General features: G+C 54.8%; 13 protein-coding genes and 2 tRNA genes. 10 read left to right on the top strand and 5 right to left on the bottom strand.

Features of this window, described 5'->3' with window-relative positions; all coding sequences use genetic code 11:
• Positions 1–70: 70 nt before the first annotated feature.
• Positions 71–1,432 (top strand): glutathione-disulfide reductase, encoded by a 1,362-nt coding sequence (gene gorA, locus AO726_RS18485; RefSeq protein ID WP_058069580.1) that lies wholly within the window; start codon positions 71–73, stop codon positions 1,430–1,432.
• Between the two features lie 6 nt (positions 1,433–1,438).
• Positions 1,439–2,062, top strand: a complete 624-nt coding sequence (locus AO726_RS18480) for a trimeric intracellular cation channel family protein (protein ID WP_058069579.1) — start codon at positions 1,439–1,441, stop codon at positions 2,060–2,062.
• 49 nt (positions 2,063–2,111) lie between these two features.
• Here the strand turns inward: AO726_RS18480 and rdgC are convergent, their stop codons facing one another.
• The gene (gene rdgC, locus AO726_RS18475) at positions 2,112–3,032 is read right to left on the bottom strand and encodes a recombination-associated protein RdgC (protein WP_058069578.1); all 921 of its coding nucleotides are present in this window, start codon (positions 3,030–3,032) and stop codon (positions 2,112–2,114) included.
• Positions 3,033–3,287: 255 nt separating this feature from the next.
• Between rdgC and AO726_RS18470 the strand changes: the two genes are divergently transcribed.
• The 7 genes from AO726_RS18470 to AO726_RS18440 all read left to right on the top strand — a co-directional run bounded on the left by AO726_RS18470 (position 3,288) and on the right by AO726_RS18440 (position 6,437).
• A tRNA-Val gene (locus tag AO726_RS18470) sits at positions 3,288–3,363 on the top strand.
• Between the two features lie 17 nt (positions 3,364–3,380).
• Positions 3,381–3,457: transfer RNA gene (locus AO726_RS18465), tRNA-Asp, on the top strand.
• A gap of 175 nt (positions 3,458–3,632) precedes the next feature.
• Positions 3,633–4,337, top strand: a complete 705-nt coding sequence (locus AO726_RS18460; protein ID WP_058069577.1) for an FKBP-type peptidyl-prolyl cis-trans isomerase — start codon at positions 3,633–3,635, stop codon at positions 4,335–4,337.
• A 370-nt stretch (positions 4,338–4,707) separates the two neighbouring features.
• Positions 4,708–5,136 (top strand): YkvA family protein, encoded by a 429-nt coding sequence (locus tag AO726_RS18455; RefSeq protein WP_058069576.1) that lies wholly within the window; start codon positions 4,708–4,710, stop codon positions 5,134–5,136.
• A 136-nt stretch (positions 5,137–5,272) separates the two neighbouring features.
• Complete coding sequence (locus AO726_RS18450; protein ID WP_058069575.1) at positions 5,273–5,602, top strand: helix-turn-helix domain-containing protein; 330 nt, start codon at positions 5,273–5,275, stop codon at positions 5,600–5,602.
• Positions 5,599–5,964 carry a hypothetical protein gene (locus AO726_RS18445; RefSeq protein ID WP_177330567.1) on the top strand — a complete coding sequence of 122 codons (366 nt, stop codon included), beginning with the start codon at positions 5,599–5,601 and terminating at the stop codon, positions 5,962–5,964. The genes AO726_RS18450 and AO726_RS18445 overlap by 4 nt, the downstream gene beginning before the upstream one ends.
• Positions 5,964–6,437 carry an SEL1-like repeat protein gene (locus tag AO726_RS18440; protein ID WP_177330571.1) on the top strand — a complete coding sequence of 158 codons (474 nt, stop codon included), beginning with the start codon at positions 5,964–5,966 and terminating at the stop codon, positions 6,435–6,437. The genes AO726_RS18445 and AO726_RS18440 overlap by 1 nt, the downstream gene beginning before the upstream one ends.
• Before the next feature lie 13 nt (positions 6,438–6,450).
• Here AO726_RS18440 and AO726_RS18435 read toward each other — a convergent pair whose 3' ends face one another.
• The 3 genes from AO726_RS18435 to AO726_RS18425 form a co-directional block, all read right to left on the bottom strand.
• Positions 6,451–9,273: an FAD-binding and (Fe-S)-binding domain-containing protein gene (locus tag AO726_RS18435; protein WP_058069573.1), complete on the bottom strand. Its 2,823-nt coding sequence runs from the start codon at positions 9,271–9,273 to the stop codon at positions 6,451–6,453.
• A gap of 13 nt (positions 9,274–9,286) precedes the next feature.
• Positions 9,287–10,441 carry an FMN-dependent L-lactate dehydrogenase LldD gene (gene lldD / locus AO726_RS18430; protein WP_058069572.1) on the bottom strand — a complete coding sequence of 385 codons (1,155 nt, stop codon included), beginning with the start codon at positions 10,439–10,441 and terminating at the stop codon, positions 9,287–9,289.
• 70 nt (positions 10,442–10,511) lie between these two features.
• Positions 10,512–12,188, bottom strand: a complete 1,677-nt coding sequence (locus tag AO726_RS18425; protein ID WP_058069571.1) for a lactate permease LctP family transporter — start codon at positions 12,186–12,188, stop codon at positions 10,512–10,514.
• 270 nt (positions 12,189–12,458) lie between these two features.
• Between AO726_RS18425 and AO726_RS18420 the strand changes: the two genes are divergently transcribed.
• Positions 12,459–13,229: an FCD domain-containing protein gene (locus AO726_RS18420; protein WP_058069570.1), complete on the top strand. Its 771-nt coding sequence runs from the start codon at positions 12,459–12,461 to the stop codon at positions 13,227–13,229.
• Positions 13,230–13,308: 79 nt separating this feature from the next.
• Here AO726_RS18420 and AO726_RS18415 read toward each other — a convergent pair whose 3' ends face one another.
• Complete coding sequence (locus AO726_RS18415) at positions 13,309–15,390, bottom strand: carboxy terminal-processing peptidase (RefSeq protein WP_058069569.1); 2,082 nt, start codon at positions 15,388–15,390, stop codon at positions 13,309–13,311.
• Positions 15,391–15,512 lie beyond the last annotated feature (122 nt).

Raw genomic sequence — 15,512 nt, 5'->3', positions numbered from 1 at the left:
TCAATGGTTGAGCATGGGCTCATGTGTGGCGCCATTGGGGTATGCTTGGTGATTGTTTGGAGGCGCTGAAATGACTTACGACTACGACTTGTTTGTAATTGGGGCGGGTTCTGGTGGGGTGCGGGCGGCACGTTTTGCTGCTGGATATGGTGCCCGTGTCGCGGTTGTTGAAAGCCGTTACTTGGGAGGAACCTGTGTCAATGTTGGCTGCGTCCCCAAGAAGCTCTTTGTTTATGGCGCGCACTATGCGGAAGATTTCCAGCAGGCGAAGGGATATGGTTGGGAGTTCGATGCTCAGGCACGCTTTGATTGGTCCACTCTGGTTGCCAATAAGGACAAGGAGATTGAGCGCCTCAACGGTATTTATAGGAATCTGTTGCTGAACAGTGGTGTAACGTTGCTGGACGGGCATGGGCGTATTGTGGATGCCAATAGCGTTGAGGTAGAGGGTAAGCGCTATACAGCCCGTCATATTCTTATTGCAACTGGAGGCTGGCCACAGATCCCGCAGATCCCTGGGTATGAATTGGCCATTAGCTCCAATGAGGCGTTCTACTTGAAGGAGTTGCCCAAGCGCGTGCTTGTGGTCGGTGGTGGATACATTGCAGTCGAGTTTGCATCGGTTTTCAACGGATTGGGCGCGCTGACCACTTTGCTTTACCGTGGTGATCTGTTCCTGCGGGGCTTTGATGGTGCTGTGCGTAATCATCTTAAGGACGAGTTGGCCAAGTCCGGTATGCAGTTGCAGTTCAATGCAGACATTGTTCGTATCGACAAGCAAGTGGATGGCAGCTTGCAGGCAACGCTCAAGGATGGACGTGTGCTGGAGGCAGATTGCATCTTCTATGCAACGGGGCGGCGACCCATGCTGGATAACCTGGGATTGGAAAATGCCGGTGTTGAGCTTGATGGGCGTGGATTTATCAAGGTCGATGAGCACTACCGCAGCAGTACGCCCTCGATCTTTGCCATTGGTGACGTAATCGGCCGCGTTCAGCTTACGCCGGTAGCGCTGGCAGAAGGTATGGCTGTAGCCCGCCAGCTTTACAAGCCGGACGAGTATCGCAAGGTCGATTACAGCATGATTCCTACTGCAGTATTCAGTCTACCCAATATCGGCACGGTCGGTCTGACCGAGGAGCAAGCCAGAGAGCAGGGGTATGAGATCAGCGTATTCGAGAGTCGTTTCCGCCCAATGAAGCTGACTATGACCGACTGCCAGGAGCGCACACTCATGAAGTTGGTGGTCGACGCTGGCACCGACCGGGTGTTGGGTTGTCACATGGTGGGACCTGAGGCTGGCGAGATTATCCAGGGGCTCGCTGTGGCACTCAAAGCAGGTGCTACCAAGCAGATATTTGACGAAACGATCGGTGTGCATCCGACTGCGGCTGAAGAGTTTGTAACCATGCGTACACCTGTTTCAGCCTGACGACATATGGAAAAGCTTTTTTATTTCACCGATTTGTTTGGCGTGGCTGTGTTTGCAATTACCGGTGCATTGATGGCTGGTCGCAAGTCGATGGACCTCTTCGGTGTATTGGTGATTGCTATCGTTACGGCTCTCGGCGGCGGTACGCTTAGGGATTTGATTCTGGATAACCACCCGGTCAGTTGGATTCGAAACGACCTGTATATTCTCGTGGCCTCATTAGCTGCAGTAGGTACCGTGCTGTGGGTACGCATGACACGGCCAATACATGAGAAAGGATTATTGATTGCAGATGCGATTGGCTTGGCCATGTTTACCGTGATTGGCTGTGAGATCGCGCTGCAGAACCAGGTGCCCTATAGCACGGCTGTAATTATGGGGGTTATGACCGGGGTTGCGGGTGGAATCATGCGGGATGTGATTTGTAACGAAATTCCGCTGATCTTTCAGAAGGAGATTTATGCCACGGCCTGCCTGATTGGGGCTGTTGTATTTATCACAATGCGTGAATTGAACACGGCCCACTGGCTGGACACCACCGTTGCGATGCTGACAGTGCTGATTATTCGATTGGCAGCAATACGTTGGCACATCAGCTTGCCGCGTTTTCACTTGCTAGACCGGGAATAGGTGGATCTGGCGAAGGCAGCTGGGAGGGGGCTGCCTTCGCCGGTTTTGCTCAGATGCCTTCAGGTGTGTCTTCGCCGCCTAATGCTTCGAACAAGGCTGGTAGAAACTCAACGAGCGTCATCATCATCAGGGTAAAGCTGGCGTCCTGCTGGCTTAGTGCATCATCGCCACCATCTTGCTCAGCTTGCTCCTGCAGCAGGTCTTCGAAGCGCAGCCGCTTGATTGCCAGTTTTTCGTCCAGAACGAACGATAGCTTGTCCTGCCAAGCCAGTGACAATTGGGTCACCTGCTTGCCTGCACTCATATGCTGCTGGATTTCTTCGCTTGTCAGGTCCTGGCGTTTGCAGCGAACCACGCCGCCGTCTTCATGGGTATCTTTCAGCTCACATTCATCGAGAACATGGAAGTCAGGAGCAGCCTGCTGTGATTTAACCCAGTCAGTAAGTGTGGCAGTTGGGGCAATTTTTACTGTCAGTGGGCGTACAGGTAGGGAGCCGATCGCCTCGCGCAGTGTGGAGAGCAGGTCTTCAGCGCGTTTGTGGCTGGACGTGTCCACAAGAATCAAGCCCTGCTTGGGGGCGATAGCTGCAAAAGTGGCCGACTTGCGAATAAACGCACGTGGCAGGAAGGTCTGCACGATATCGTCTTTGAGCTGGTCGCGCTCTTTCTTGTAGACCTTGCGCATCTGTTCGGACTCAATCTCGTCAACCTTCTCCTTGAGTGCGTCGCGCACCACGCTTCCAGGAAGGATGCGCTCTTCCTTGCGTGCGGCAATCAGCAGGAAATCTCCGCTGGGGTGAACCAGTGGGGCGTCAGCGCCTTTGCCAAGGGCAGGAATAAAACCATACGTGCTCAGCTCCTGGCTGGCGCAAGGTCGTGCTTCTTTAGTGGCAAGGGCGCGATCCAGCGTGTCCGCGTCGAGAGGAATGTCTTGGGTGAGACGGTAGACCAGCAGGTTACGAAACCACATAAAAGCTTGAAACTCCTTTATAAACCTGCCTGGGGCAGGGGGTTGGGGCACTGGCAGCCGGGTGTGATCAATCGGTTTGAACGTGAGATAGAACCACAGTTTCGTGCCGTAATGATATTCGGACTCCATTATTAATCGGTGTTCGCATCCGGCCAAGTCTTAGCTAAGTCTTTGGAAAAACAGGAAAAATAAATAAAAATAGCGCTTGCCAAGGTGTGGCGTGGCCTCTACAATGCGCACCACTTCGAGAGTGAAGGGTGATTAGCTCAGCCGGGAGAGCATCTGCCTTACAAGCAGAGGGTCGGCGGTTCGATCCCGTCATCACCCACCAATCTCTAGAGGTTACGCGCAGCGGTAGTTCAGTCGGTTAGAATACCGGCCTGTCACGCCGGGGGTCGCGGGTTCGAGTCCCGTCCGCTGCGCCATTTCTCTCTTCCCTCCTGTGACAATCCTCGCTCTATTGACCAACCTTAAGTTCAGCTAAATATCTGAACTTATGCGGTTTTTCTTATTCCAAACCCCATAGCCAGTATTAAGAGCGGCCTGTTAAGCTCGCGTATTCAAAACTGTGCCCCTGGGCGTACCGAACAAGGAACAAGCATGAAACAACATCGTTTAGCCGCGGCGGTTGCCCTGGTAGGACTGGTTCTGGCCGGCTGCGATTCGCAGACAAGCGAGGTCAAACTTGAAACTGCACCACAGAAAGCCTCTTACGGCATTGGCCTGAATATGGGCAAGAGTCTGGCGCAGGAAGGTATGGATGATCTCGACCCTAAAGCAGTGGCTCTGGGGATTGAGGATGCCATCGCTAAGAAAGAGCAGCGTCTGAAAGACGAAGAGCTTATTGAGGCATTTGCTTTCCTTCAGAAGCGCGCAGAAGACCGCATGGCCAAGATCAACGAAGAGTCGGCCAAAGCGGGTAAGAAATTCCTTGAAGAAAATGGAAAGCGTGAAGGCGTTGTGACCACTGAAAGCGGTCTGCAGTATGAAATTGTTAAGAAGGCCGAAGGTACCCAGCCGAAACCTTCTGATGTAGTGACTGTTCACTATGAAGGCAAGCTTACTGATGGCACTGTATTTGATAGCTCTGTAGAGCGTGGTAGCCCGGTTGATCTGCCAGTTGGCGGTGTTATTCCAGGTTGGGTTGAAGGTCTGCAGCTGATGCACGTCGGCGAGAAGTACAAGCTGTTTATCCCGAGCGAACTTGCTTATGGCGATAACAGCCCTTCACCGGCCATTCCGGCAAACTCGGTGCTGGTGTTTGACCTTGAGCTGATTGGCATCAAGGATCAGGCTAAGGAATAAATCTTATCCAGATTTTGCAACAGCGCCCCGCAAGTCGGGGCGTTGTTGTTTTTACGACATGGCGCTGTACTTTGGTCAGGGTGGCTCATGTCGCTACCACGTCCTGTGATTGTAGGTGTTACTGTTATGCACATTCGATGTTCCTGCATTCTTTGCACAGTAGCAGCCTTCGGATCGGGTTCTTTAAATTTCGTATCTTATTGAATAATAAGACTATTTTGTGCATGTTCAAAATCTGGTCGATCCGTGCGCAGGCCCCGTAGAACGGGGGTTTTAAAGGATAGTCTTAAAAGTGCCCACAGGGTTATCCACAGGCTTTGTGGGTAAGTGTCCATACACCAGTAGGTACGCGGGATTGGAAGGAGTTGAGATGAAAGCACCGAAAAGCTTCCCTCGTTACGAGTTACTCGCGAAGCGTTTCCTCAGCGCAGGAAAGTTACCTTCATTGCTGTTTTCAGTTGCACGCAAACGTGAGGGCCTCGGAAATGGTTTTTCCGAGCTCAAAGACAACCTGAAGATATTTCAGTCGCTGTGTATTGCTTGGATCCGTGGCGAATATCGTGCGATCAAGCCCCAGGCTTTACTCTCTGTAGTCGGTGCTTTGTTGTATTTTGTAGCCCCGATTGATGCCATACCTGATTGGTTGTTGGGAGTGGGTTTTATTGATGATCTGGCTGTTTTGGCCTGGGTTTTCAAAAAATGGTCTGACGAGCTGGCGGCTTTCAAGCAGTGGCGAGAAGCGCAATCCGCACATGTGATCAAGTCTCTGGAAGTTATTCCCAATTCTGAATCGACCTGAGCGCCTGCGGTGCCTTTTTTGCATCAAAGTGCAGGCAGCGTTTGAGGGGGCACATTGGCGTGCTACTCGCTGTTAAGATGCAATTAATAAGGCTGTTGAGTTGTTCGCGGCACTGTCAATGTTTGGAGAGCTATAAATGAAGGTTCAAGTCATTGAGCGTGATGGTCAGCCTGAGTATGCGGTCCTGCCGTGGGATGAGTACCAGGCCCTGCTTGGCGCAGCAGGGATCAAGCCTGCGGAGACTGCTGGGCCGCCTGTAGTGACTGCAGCTCCCCGACCTGGTTTGGATGAACTTGCCAGTCTGCGTGAGGCGAAGGGGCTGAGTATTGAGCAGTTAGCGCGCAATGTCGGTATCAGTCCTCATTATTTGGGGATGATTGAGCAGGGCGAACGTGAACCGGATGCTGCAATCCTACGGGCGCTGGCCTGGCAGCTGGGTATCGAGGGATGGAGGCAGGCGAGTTGAGTCTGCGCATCACCCGCCAGAGCTGGCAGGCGCTGCTGACCGAGTTGGAGTCTGCTCGTAAGAGTCGCCATCTGCTCACCTATCGGGCTCTGATTGAACGTCTCGCATTGCCAACGCCTGCCATGCAAACACTAGTGACTGCCCTGGAGTATCTAGCCGCGCTAGATGCCAAGGCTGATAGGCCACTACGCAGTGCCCTGGTAATTAGTCAGGGGGTCAGTCGAATGCCTCGGTCTGGTTTTTTCGAATGTGCCAGTCGCCTGAACCGTTTTTGCGGCCCCTCGGATGGCCAAGCCGCGGCCTCGTGGCATGCGGCTGAAGTGGCTAGGGTGTTCGAGTTCAATTACCCGGAGGACGTTTGATATTTCATGCTCTCAAAGCGCGACTGAGCTACAGCCTGGCGCGCCGATTGTTCCACTGGCGCTGGTTGGTTAAGCAGCCCAAGGCTTGGTCATGGATGGAGGGGCAGTTTGCCCGTATGGCCAATCTGGGGGATGTTCAGGCGCAGAGCTTTTACGGACATATTTTGCTGTTTCGCGGCCAGGGTGCAGCTGCGCGCAATGAGGGGCGTCGTCTGCTGACGCTTGCGGCCCAAGCAGGTGATGCCAAGGCCGCCTATCAACTCGGTGTGCTTAGTCTGGCGGGTGATATACACCAAGCGGCGGATGCCAGCGCGGCAGTCAAGTGGTGGATGCAGGCAGCCGAAGCCGGGCATCCAGCAGCGGCTCACCGGCTGTCAGGGTTGTACCGCACCGGCGCAGAGGGTGTGCCTGCTGATCCAGTCCAGGCAGAATATTTCGCGAGCCTTAATACTCAATCAGCCCGGCGCGGGTAAGCCTCAGCTCCCGTCAGTTGACGGGAGCCTGTTCCTTTCTGCGACTGACCCGGTCCAGCAAATACACCAGACCGTGATAGTCGATTCCGCCATGCTGGCTCAGGCCGATTTCGCAAGTTCTGCTGGTACTGATTCCTTCTGAGCAATGCTGCACTGCGGTTTTCAAACTGCGTAGGGCGTGGCTATTGAGTTCAGGCTGAGTAAATCCTTTATCTCCAGCAAAGCCGCAGCAGTGAATACCTTCTGGAATCACAACTTCAGTGGCGCAGCGCCGGGCGATGTCGATCAAGCCTTGGGCTTCGCCCAGGTGATGTGTGCTGCAGGTGACATGAACTGCCACGGGCTGTTGCTGAGGTGTGATATCCAGCCGGTCTAACAGGTGTTCGCGGATGAATCGCACCGGGTCATAAAGCTTTAAGCGCGTTTGCACCGTGTCCTCGAGTAAGCGCAAGGTACAGGGGCTGGTATCGCAGTAGATCGGATCGATGCCGCCGCGACTGGCTTTAAGCAGTGAGTTAAGCATTTCCTGACGCTTGCGCTCGGCTTGTTGCGGATAGCCTTTGGAGGCGAATGGCTGGCCACAGCAGAGTCCGTCGAGGGCGTCGGGTAAAACTACCTGATAGCCTGCCTTTTCCAGCAGTGCGCGGGTTTTGTCGAAGAGCGAGGTTTGCTCTCGATCACCCACAGCAGGGCCCATGACCCGTGAGACGCAAGCAGGCAGATAGACCACTCTTGGACGACTGTCGTCGAGTGCGGGGGGTACCTGTACAACTGAGGTGCTTTGTGGCATCGCCGGCGTCCATAGAGGTAGTCGCTGCTGGCTGAGCCGGCGCAGACTGCTGGACACCCGACTCAAGCGCGCACTGCCGAGCGCCTTATGCGCCAAGGCTGCTGTGCTCAGGACTAGTCGCGCACCTTGCAGGCTGCGTTGGAAGTTATCGGCCAGCCAGTCAGCCCGCTTCGGGTGTTGTGCAGTGTTGCTGCGCAGCTTGCGCACCAGATCACCGGTGTTAATCCCGACTGGGCAGCGCTGAGCGCACAGACCTGTGGCTGCACAAGTATCAATACCTTGATAGTGGTAAATAGTTTCCAGCTCACGGGTGTCTATGCCGGCACGCTGCTTGGCCTGAATATCCCGCCAGATAACAATGCGTTGTCGTGGGCTCAGTGTCAGCCCTTTTGATGGACAAACCGGCTCGCAGAAGCCGCACTCAATGCATTTGTCGACGATCTCATCAGCGGCTGGAAGTGGTTTGAGATTCTTCAGGTGCAGCTGTGGGTCTTCTGTGAGGATGACGTCTGGATTGAGGATGCCTTGGGGGTCGAGCAGGCGCTTGATTCGCCACATCAGCTGATAGGCGTCATGCCCCCATTCCAGTTCAACAAATGGGGCCATATTACGGCCTGTACCGTGTTCAGCTTTCAGCGCGCCGCCATATTCAACGGCCACCAGTTGTGCCACATCACCCATAAAGGCTTCATAGCGTGAAACCTGGTGCGGATCATCAAAACCCTGAGTGAAAACGAAGTGCAAATTACCGTCCAGGGCATGGCCGAAGATGATTGCTTCTTCATAGCCGTGCTTGTCGAACAGTTGCAACAGGCGGTTGACGCCTTCGGCTAGCTGTTCGATGGGGAAGGTGACGTCCTCGATGATCACTGTTGTGCCGGTCTGGCGTACGGCGCCGACGGCGGGGAAGGTGTCTTTGCGGATTTTCCACAGCTGGTTGTAGACCTGCGGGTCGGTGCTGAACGCTACCTGCTTCTCCAGCGGATAGTTTGCAATAGAGGCCATGACGTGCTGGATGTGTTCATCCAGCAGGCTGGCGCTGGCCGCCCGGATTTCAATTAGCAGGGCGCAGGCGGTATCTGATAGTGCTTTAACCCAATCGGGCATGCCGGGCATGTCCTGCACTGAGCGCAGACTGCGGCGGTCAAGCAGTTCCACGGCAGCAACCGGTTGTTGTTTGAGTACGGTGACCGCACGGCAGCAGCTCTCCACATCAGGGAAGACGAGCAGGGCGCTGGCTTTATGTGGGTGATCAGGAACGGTGTCGTAAGTTACTGCACTGATAAAGCCCAGAATGCCTTCTGACCCGACCATCAGGTGGCTTAGGATCTGCAGCGGATCATCAAAGTCGATCAGGGAATTAAGGGACAGGCCGGTGGTATTCTTGAGCCGATATTTGTGGCGGATCTTATCTGCCAATGCACTGTTGGCTCGGGTTTGGCGGCCCAGTTCGGCCAGCTCCTCAAGTACTGCGTTGTGGCTGTCACGAAAGCGCGCCACGCTTTGCGGGTCTTCGGTATCAACCACGGTGCCGTCAGCCAGCACGAAGCGCATGCCTGCTAGCGTCTGGTAGCTGTTTTGCGCGGTCCCACAGCACATCCCGCTTGAGTTGTTGGCGACCATGCCGCCGATTTTGCAGGCGTTGATTGATGCCGGGTCAGGGCCGATTTTGCGTTGGAAAGGAGCCAGCACGGCATTTGCCTGAGCCCCGATAACTCCTGGCTGCAGGCGGATTTGCTGGCCATTGTCACGGATTTCGCGACCATTCCAGTTGTCGCCCAACACGATCAAGACCGAATCGGTAACTGCCTGGCCGGACAGACTGGTTCCGGCGGCCCGAAATGTTACTGGCACTTGGTGCTCACGGGCCAGTTTCAACAGGTCAACCACCTCCAGCTCAGCTTCTACACGGATTACCAGTTTCGGGATCAGGCGGTAAAAGCTGGCGTCTGTACCAAAGGCTAAGGTGGACAGCGGATCGTCAAACAGGCGCTCACTGGGGATCAGGCGTTCAACGGCGCTCAGAAAGGCGCTGGGCAGGCTCATACAGACTCCAGAATCAGGATGCGGCGTGTCGCAGTTCACGTACCAGCGAGTCGGTGGTGATCTCGCTGATGGATTTAGCGCCGGTCAGAACCATGGCCACGCGCATTTCTTTTTCGATCAGCTCGAGCAGGTTGCTGACGCCCGCGCCACCGGCTGCCGCCAGCGCGTATACAAAGGCGCGGCCGAGCATCACGGTGTCAGCACCGAGAGCGAGCATACGCACTACATCCAGCCCGGTACGAATGCCAGAATCCGCCAAAATCGCCAGCTCGCCTTTGACCGCATCTGCAATTGCAGGCATGGCACGGGCACTGGAAAGAACACCGTCGAGCTGCCGGCCGCCGTGGTTGGACACCACGATGCCGTCAGCACCGAAGCTCACGGCGTCTTTGGCATCTTGCGGGTCGAGGATGCCCTTGATCACCATCGGGCCGTCCCAGAACTCGCGGATCCACTCTAGATCCTTCCAAGAGATCGATGGATCGAAGTTCGCTCCCAGCCAGCCGATGTAGTCAGCCAGGCCGGTTGGATTGCCACGGTAGGTTGAAATATTACCCAAGTCATGCGGGCGGCCAAGCAGGCCAACATCCAGGGCCCAACGTGGATGGGTGCAGGCTTGCAGCATGCGTCGCAGGGGCGCGTTTGGGCCGCTCATTCCAGAGTGTGCGTCACGGTAGCGGGCACCGGGAACTGGCATATCCACGGTGAAAACCAGCGTGGTGACGCCAGAAGCTTTGGCCCTCTCCAGGGCATTCTTCATAAAGCCGCGATCTTTCAGCACATACAGCTGGAACCACATTGGTCGCTGGATGGCTGGTGCGACTTCTTCAATTGGGCAAACCGAGACAGTGGACAGGGTAAACGGGATGCCTTTGTCCGCAGCAGCCTTAGCGGCCTGGACTTCGCCACGGCGGGCGTACATACCGGTGAGGCCGACTGGGGCCAATGCGACTGGCATGCTCAGGGTTTCGTTGAACAGTTTGGTCTCAAGGCTCAGCTCTGACATGTTGCGCAACACGCGCTGGCGCAGAGCAATGTCCGACAGGTCTGCTACGTTGCGGCGCAAGGTATGTTCTGCGTACGCGCCACCGTCAATGTAATGGAAAAGAAACGGCGGCAGGCGGCGTTGGGCCGCCGCACGGTAGTCGGTTGAGGCAGAGATGATCATGGTTTTCTCATCCGTAAAATGAGTCGAACAATACGTAAAAAGGCGCGCCTGTGTAGGTGCGCCGGGAGGCTTACTTAACCAGCATGCCGGTTAGCCAATAGGCCTGCACGATGGTGATTAGACCGACAAAGGTGGCAAAAATCAGGCTGTGCTTCAGGGTAAAACGGAACAGATCAGACTCTTTGCCTACCATCCCGGTGGCCGCACACGCTACGGCGATGGACTGCGGTGAGATCATCTTGCCGGTCACGCCACCGCTGGTGTTGGCAGCAACCAGCAAAGTCTGGTCAACACCAATTTGTTGGGCTGTAGTAGCTTGTAGCGAGCTGAACAGAGCGTTGGAGGAGGTGTCCGAGCCTGTCAGGAATACACCTAACCAGCCCAGGAATGGCGAGAAGAACGGGAACAGGGCGCCCGTGCCAGCCAGGACCAGCGCTAGCGTGCTGGACATGCCCGAGTAGTTGGTGACAAATGCGAACGCCAGCACCATGCCGATGGACAGAATCGGCCACTTCAGTTCAATGAAGGTGTCTTTAAGGGTGATCAGGCCTGTACGCAGATCAATTTTCAGCACCAGCATCGAGATCAGCGCCGAGAGGAAAATCGACGTGCCGGTTGAAGAGATCGGGTCAAGTTTGAACACCGCAGCCATCGTCGTCGGTTCTGCCACGATAGGGGCCACCTTGACCACCAGCTGATCCAAGTACGGAATCGCGAAGTTGAAGACGGTTGAATACATCGCGCCGCCAGCTGCAAACAGAGCTTTGAACGGCTTCAGCGTCCAAATGGTCACCAGCAAGGTGAGAATCAAGAACGGTGACCAAGCTTTGAGAATCTGGGCAAAGCTGTAAGGCGACGGGGTAGTTGTACGTGCGCCCGAGAACCCGCCACCTGCGATGCTGCCGTCGGAGTTGACCGCGTCCGCTTCGCGATGTGGACTCCAGACTTTCAGGAAGCATGCCAGGCACACCAGGCTGACCAACGCCGAAGTGATATCCGGCAGCTCAGGACCAATGAAGTTTGAGGTGAAATACTGGGTGATGGCAAAGCTGACGCCCGCAACCAGCGCAGCCGGCCAGGTCTCTTTAATGCCACGCCATCCATCCATCATCGCTACCAGCCAGAATGGCACAATTACAGACAGAATTGGCAACTGGCGACCGGTCATTGCTCCGATGTCGAACGCATCAATCCCTGTTACCTGGCCCGCCACAATGATTGGAATCCCCAAGGCACCAAACGCTACCGGAGCCGTGTTGGCGATCAGGCACAGGCCCGCGGCATACAGCGGATTAAAGCCCAGCCCCACTAAGAGGGCGGCGGTGATTGCTACAGGAGCCCCGAAACCGGCGGCACCTTCCAGGAACGCACCGAAGGAGAAACCTATCAGCAGCACCTGCAAACGCTGGTCGTCGGTAATCGACAGTACTGAACTGCGGATGACTTCGAACTGACCGCTTTTCACCGTCAGTTTGTAAAGAAATACCGCCGAGACAATGATCCAGGCAATTGGCCACAGCCCGTAAGCGAAACCATATCCCGCTGCAGCGAATGCCATATTGGCGGGCATCTCAAAGGCGAAAATGGCGACTAGCAAGGACAGCGCAAGGGTGATCGTACCTGCGACGTGACCTTTGAGGCGAAAAACGGCAAGGGCAAGAAAGAAAAATACAATTGGGATCAAGGCAGCGGTGGCTGAAAGGCCAAGGCTGCCGAGGGGCGCGTAGAGTTGTTGCCAGGTTTGCATGGGCACGGACTCACTGATTATTTTGGTTTGTCATTTTTACCATTTGTCCGTTTTCAGCACGGACCATGGATTAAATCCTGATCTAATTGGTAATACCAATTTACAGACTGCAAAACCAGAATAGTGTCTCTGCTTTGTAGGAGTCAATTTGGCGCACTACGACTTTTGTCTAACCTGCACTTCAGGCTGCATGGGCTTATGGCCGCAACAGCGCAGGTTGGTTACAGTTCACAGCGCATATTGCTGCGTCAGTTATGGAGTCAGATGAGTATGGGCTTTGGCCAGGTTCAGCCACGTCGGTTATCCGACGATATCGTTCAGCACCTCGAGTCAATGATTCTCGAAGGCAGCCTCAAAAGTGGCGAGCGTTTACCCGCAGAGCGCGTGTTGGCTGAGCAGTTCGGCGTATCCCGGCCGTCTTTGCGTGAAGCTATTCAGAAACTAGTCGCCAAAGGCTTGCTAATCAGCCGGCAAGGCGGTGGCAACTATGTGGCTGACACTCTGGGCTCGACGTTCAGCGACCCCTTGCTGCATTTGCTTGAGAGCCATCCAGAAGCTCAGCGTGATCTTCTCGAATTGCGCCATACCCTCGAAGGTTCGTGTGCCTATTACGCAGCGTTGCGTGCTACCGAGGTGGACCGCGAACGGTTGAGTGATGCCTTTGCTGCACTGCAGGATTGTTATGACCGTCAGGGAAAAGTCAGCCGTGCAGAAGAGGGGGCGGCAGATGCGCGCTTTCACCTAGCCATAGCTGAGGCGAGCCACAACGCGGTGTTACTGCACACCATCCGCGGATTATTTGATTTGCTCAAGCGCAACGTCGTAACCAATATCGGTGGGATGTACGCTCATCGCGATGAGACCCGGGATATGCTGATTACGCAGCATCGGGAGTTGTACCAAGCGATCATCGATGGACGGGCAGAGGATGCGCGCACGCTTTCTAACCGGCATATCGATTATGTCCAAGAGGTACTGGCTGACGTGCAGGAGCAGACGCTGAGAGAGGAGCGCTCATTGCGCCGTAATCCCGCGCGTTGAGATCATTTTCTATCGTGCATGAAAAACGGGGCTGGTTTGTGCCAGCCCCGTTGATTGGGTTACTGCTGATAGCTGCAGGTTAGTGTTTAGCTATCTGTGTGTTAAGGCCCAGATAATCGATCAGAATGCGCCCGGATTCAGTGAGATAAGCATCATCTTCCGGCTTGATCTTATCTTCTTCAACCGGCAGTGCTTCCTCGTCTTCTTCCTTGATTTTGCTTAGCAGGTCTTCACCTTTTGCTTTGCGGCGAGCGTTCTCGATGGCCAGTTGCTGAGCTTCAATGCTGCTTTGCTGAGCGCGGCGCTTCGCTTCGTTGAGGCTGACGCTTTTCTCTTCCATCAGCTTCTTGGACAAGGACAGACGATCACGTGCGAAGGTAAAGTCCGGGTCACTTGCGGTGCGGGACTCATGCAGTTTGCTCAGCTGCGCTAGGAACGGTTTGATCGGATCAAGCTCAGGCTCAATGGCTGGCTTGATGCTGTCCCAAGGCAAGGCTTCGGGCAGTGCGCTCTCGCCAATGTCCTTGTTGTCCATAATGTCCGGGTAGGTAATGTCCGGAATTACACCCTGATGTTGCGTGCTCTGACCTGAGACGCGGTAGAACTTGGCCAGAGTCAGTTTCAGCTCACCATGATTGAGCGGTTGAATGGTTTGCACTGTGCCTTTACCGAAGGTTTGGCCACCAAGAATCAGGGCGCGGTGGTAGTCCTGCATGGCGCCGGCAAAAATCTCGGATGCTGACGCAGACAAGCGGTTTACCAGAACTGCCATCGGGCCTTTATAGAACGCGCCTTTGTGTTCATCAGCAAGCACGTCGACGCGGCCGTCGCTGTTGCGCACCAGCACTGTCGGGCCTTGGTCGATGAACAGTCCGGTCAGCTCGGTGGCCTCTTGCAGTGAACCGCCGCCGTTGTTACGCAGGTCGATGACGATGCCGTCGACTTTTTCTTTCTCAAGCTCACTGATCAGGCGCTTAACGTCGCGAGTAGTGCTCTTGTAATTAGGGTCTCCAGCACGGTAGGCCTTGAAATCCAAGTAGAACGCGGGAATTTCAACAACGCCGAGTTTGTAATTGCGGTTCTCGTGGGAGAGGTTGATGACTGACTTTTTCGCCGCCTGCTCTTCAAGCTTCACTGCTTCACGGGTGATTGTGACGATCTTGCTGGTCTGATCATTTGGCGCATTGCTGGCCGGAATCACTTCAAGGCGCACTTGAGAGCCTTTCGGGCCGCGAATCAGCTTCACCACCTCATCCAGGCGCCAGCCAATCACATCAACCATCTCTTTGTTGCCTTGGGCAACGCCTATGATTTTGTCAGCCGGAGAAATCTGCTTGGTTTTTTCGGCAGGGCCAGCTGGCACCAAACGCACGACTTTCACGTGCTCGTTATCGCTCTGTAGCACCGCACCGATGCCTTCAAGCGACAGACTCATGTTGATGTCAAAGTTTTCAGCATTGTCCGGTGACAAGTAGCTGGTATGCGGGTCGTAGGACATCGCAAAGGCGTTGATATAAGCCTGGAACACGTCTTCGCCGCGGGTCTGTGAGAGACGGGTCAGCTGATTTTTATAGCGTTTGGTGAGCAGGTCCTGAATCGCTTTCGGCTCTTTACCGGCAATTTTAAGACGCAGGACTTCGTCCTTAACACGCTTGCGCCACAAATCGTCAAGTTCGGCGACATCTTTCGCCCATGGCGCATTTTCCCGGTCAATCAGCAGTTCTTCATCAACGGTGAAGTCGATGTTCTCAACGCCTTTGTCGAGCATGCTCAGAGCATATTCAAGGCGGCTCTGCAAACGCTCCAAGTGGCGCTTGTAGATGGCAAAGCCAGGCTCAAGGTTGCCGTTTCTGAGGAAGTCATCGAAACGAGTTCTCCATTGATCAAACTCAGCAATATCGGATGCAGTGAAATACACCCGCGCAGGGTCAAGCATCTTCAGGTAGCCCTGATAGATCTTCTCTGAGCGCTCGTCATTGAGGGGGGGCTTGTTGTAGTGATGACGCTTAAGCAACTCCACAACGTTAAGACTGGCGATAACCTGATCACGATCAGGCTGGAGGTAATCCCAGGTGGTTGGCCCGGAAACCTTAGCTGCCGCTGGGAGAATATTGAGGGCAAGCGACAGAGCTAGGGTGGCGCTGAGGATGGTTCGCTTCATGCTGATTCGACGTATTGGGAGTTGATAACGCATATTAGGCCATCTTTAAGGGCGCCGGGTTCCATCTGGCGCAATGCAAACGCCCGGCATGGTAAGCCGGGCCCGTTAGATTTGAACTATGG

Source organism: Pseudomonas sp. TTU2014-080ASC, assembly GCF_001446935.1.
GTDB lineage: Bacteria > Pseudomonadota > Gammaproteobacteria > Pseudomonadales > Pseudomonadaceae > Aquipseudomonas.
Note: the sequence above shows the minus strand (reverse complement) of the source record. Positions and strands in the feature narration are given on the sequence as shown.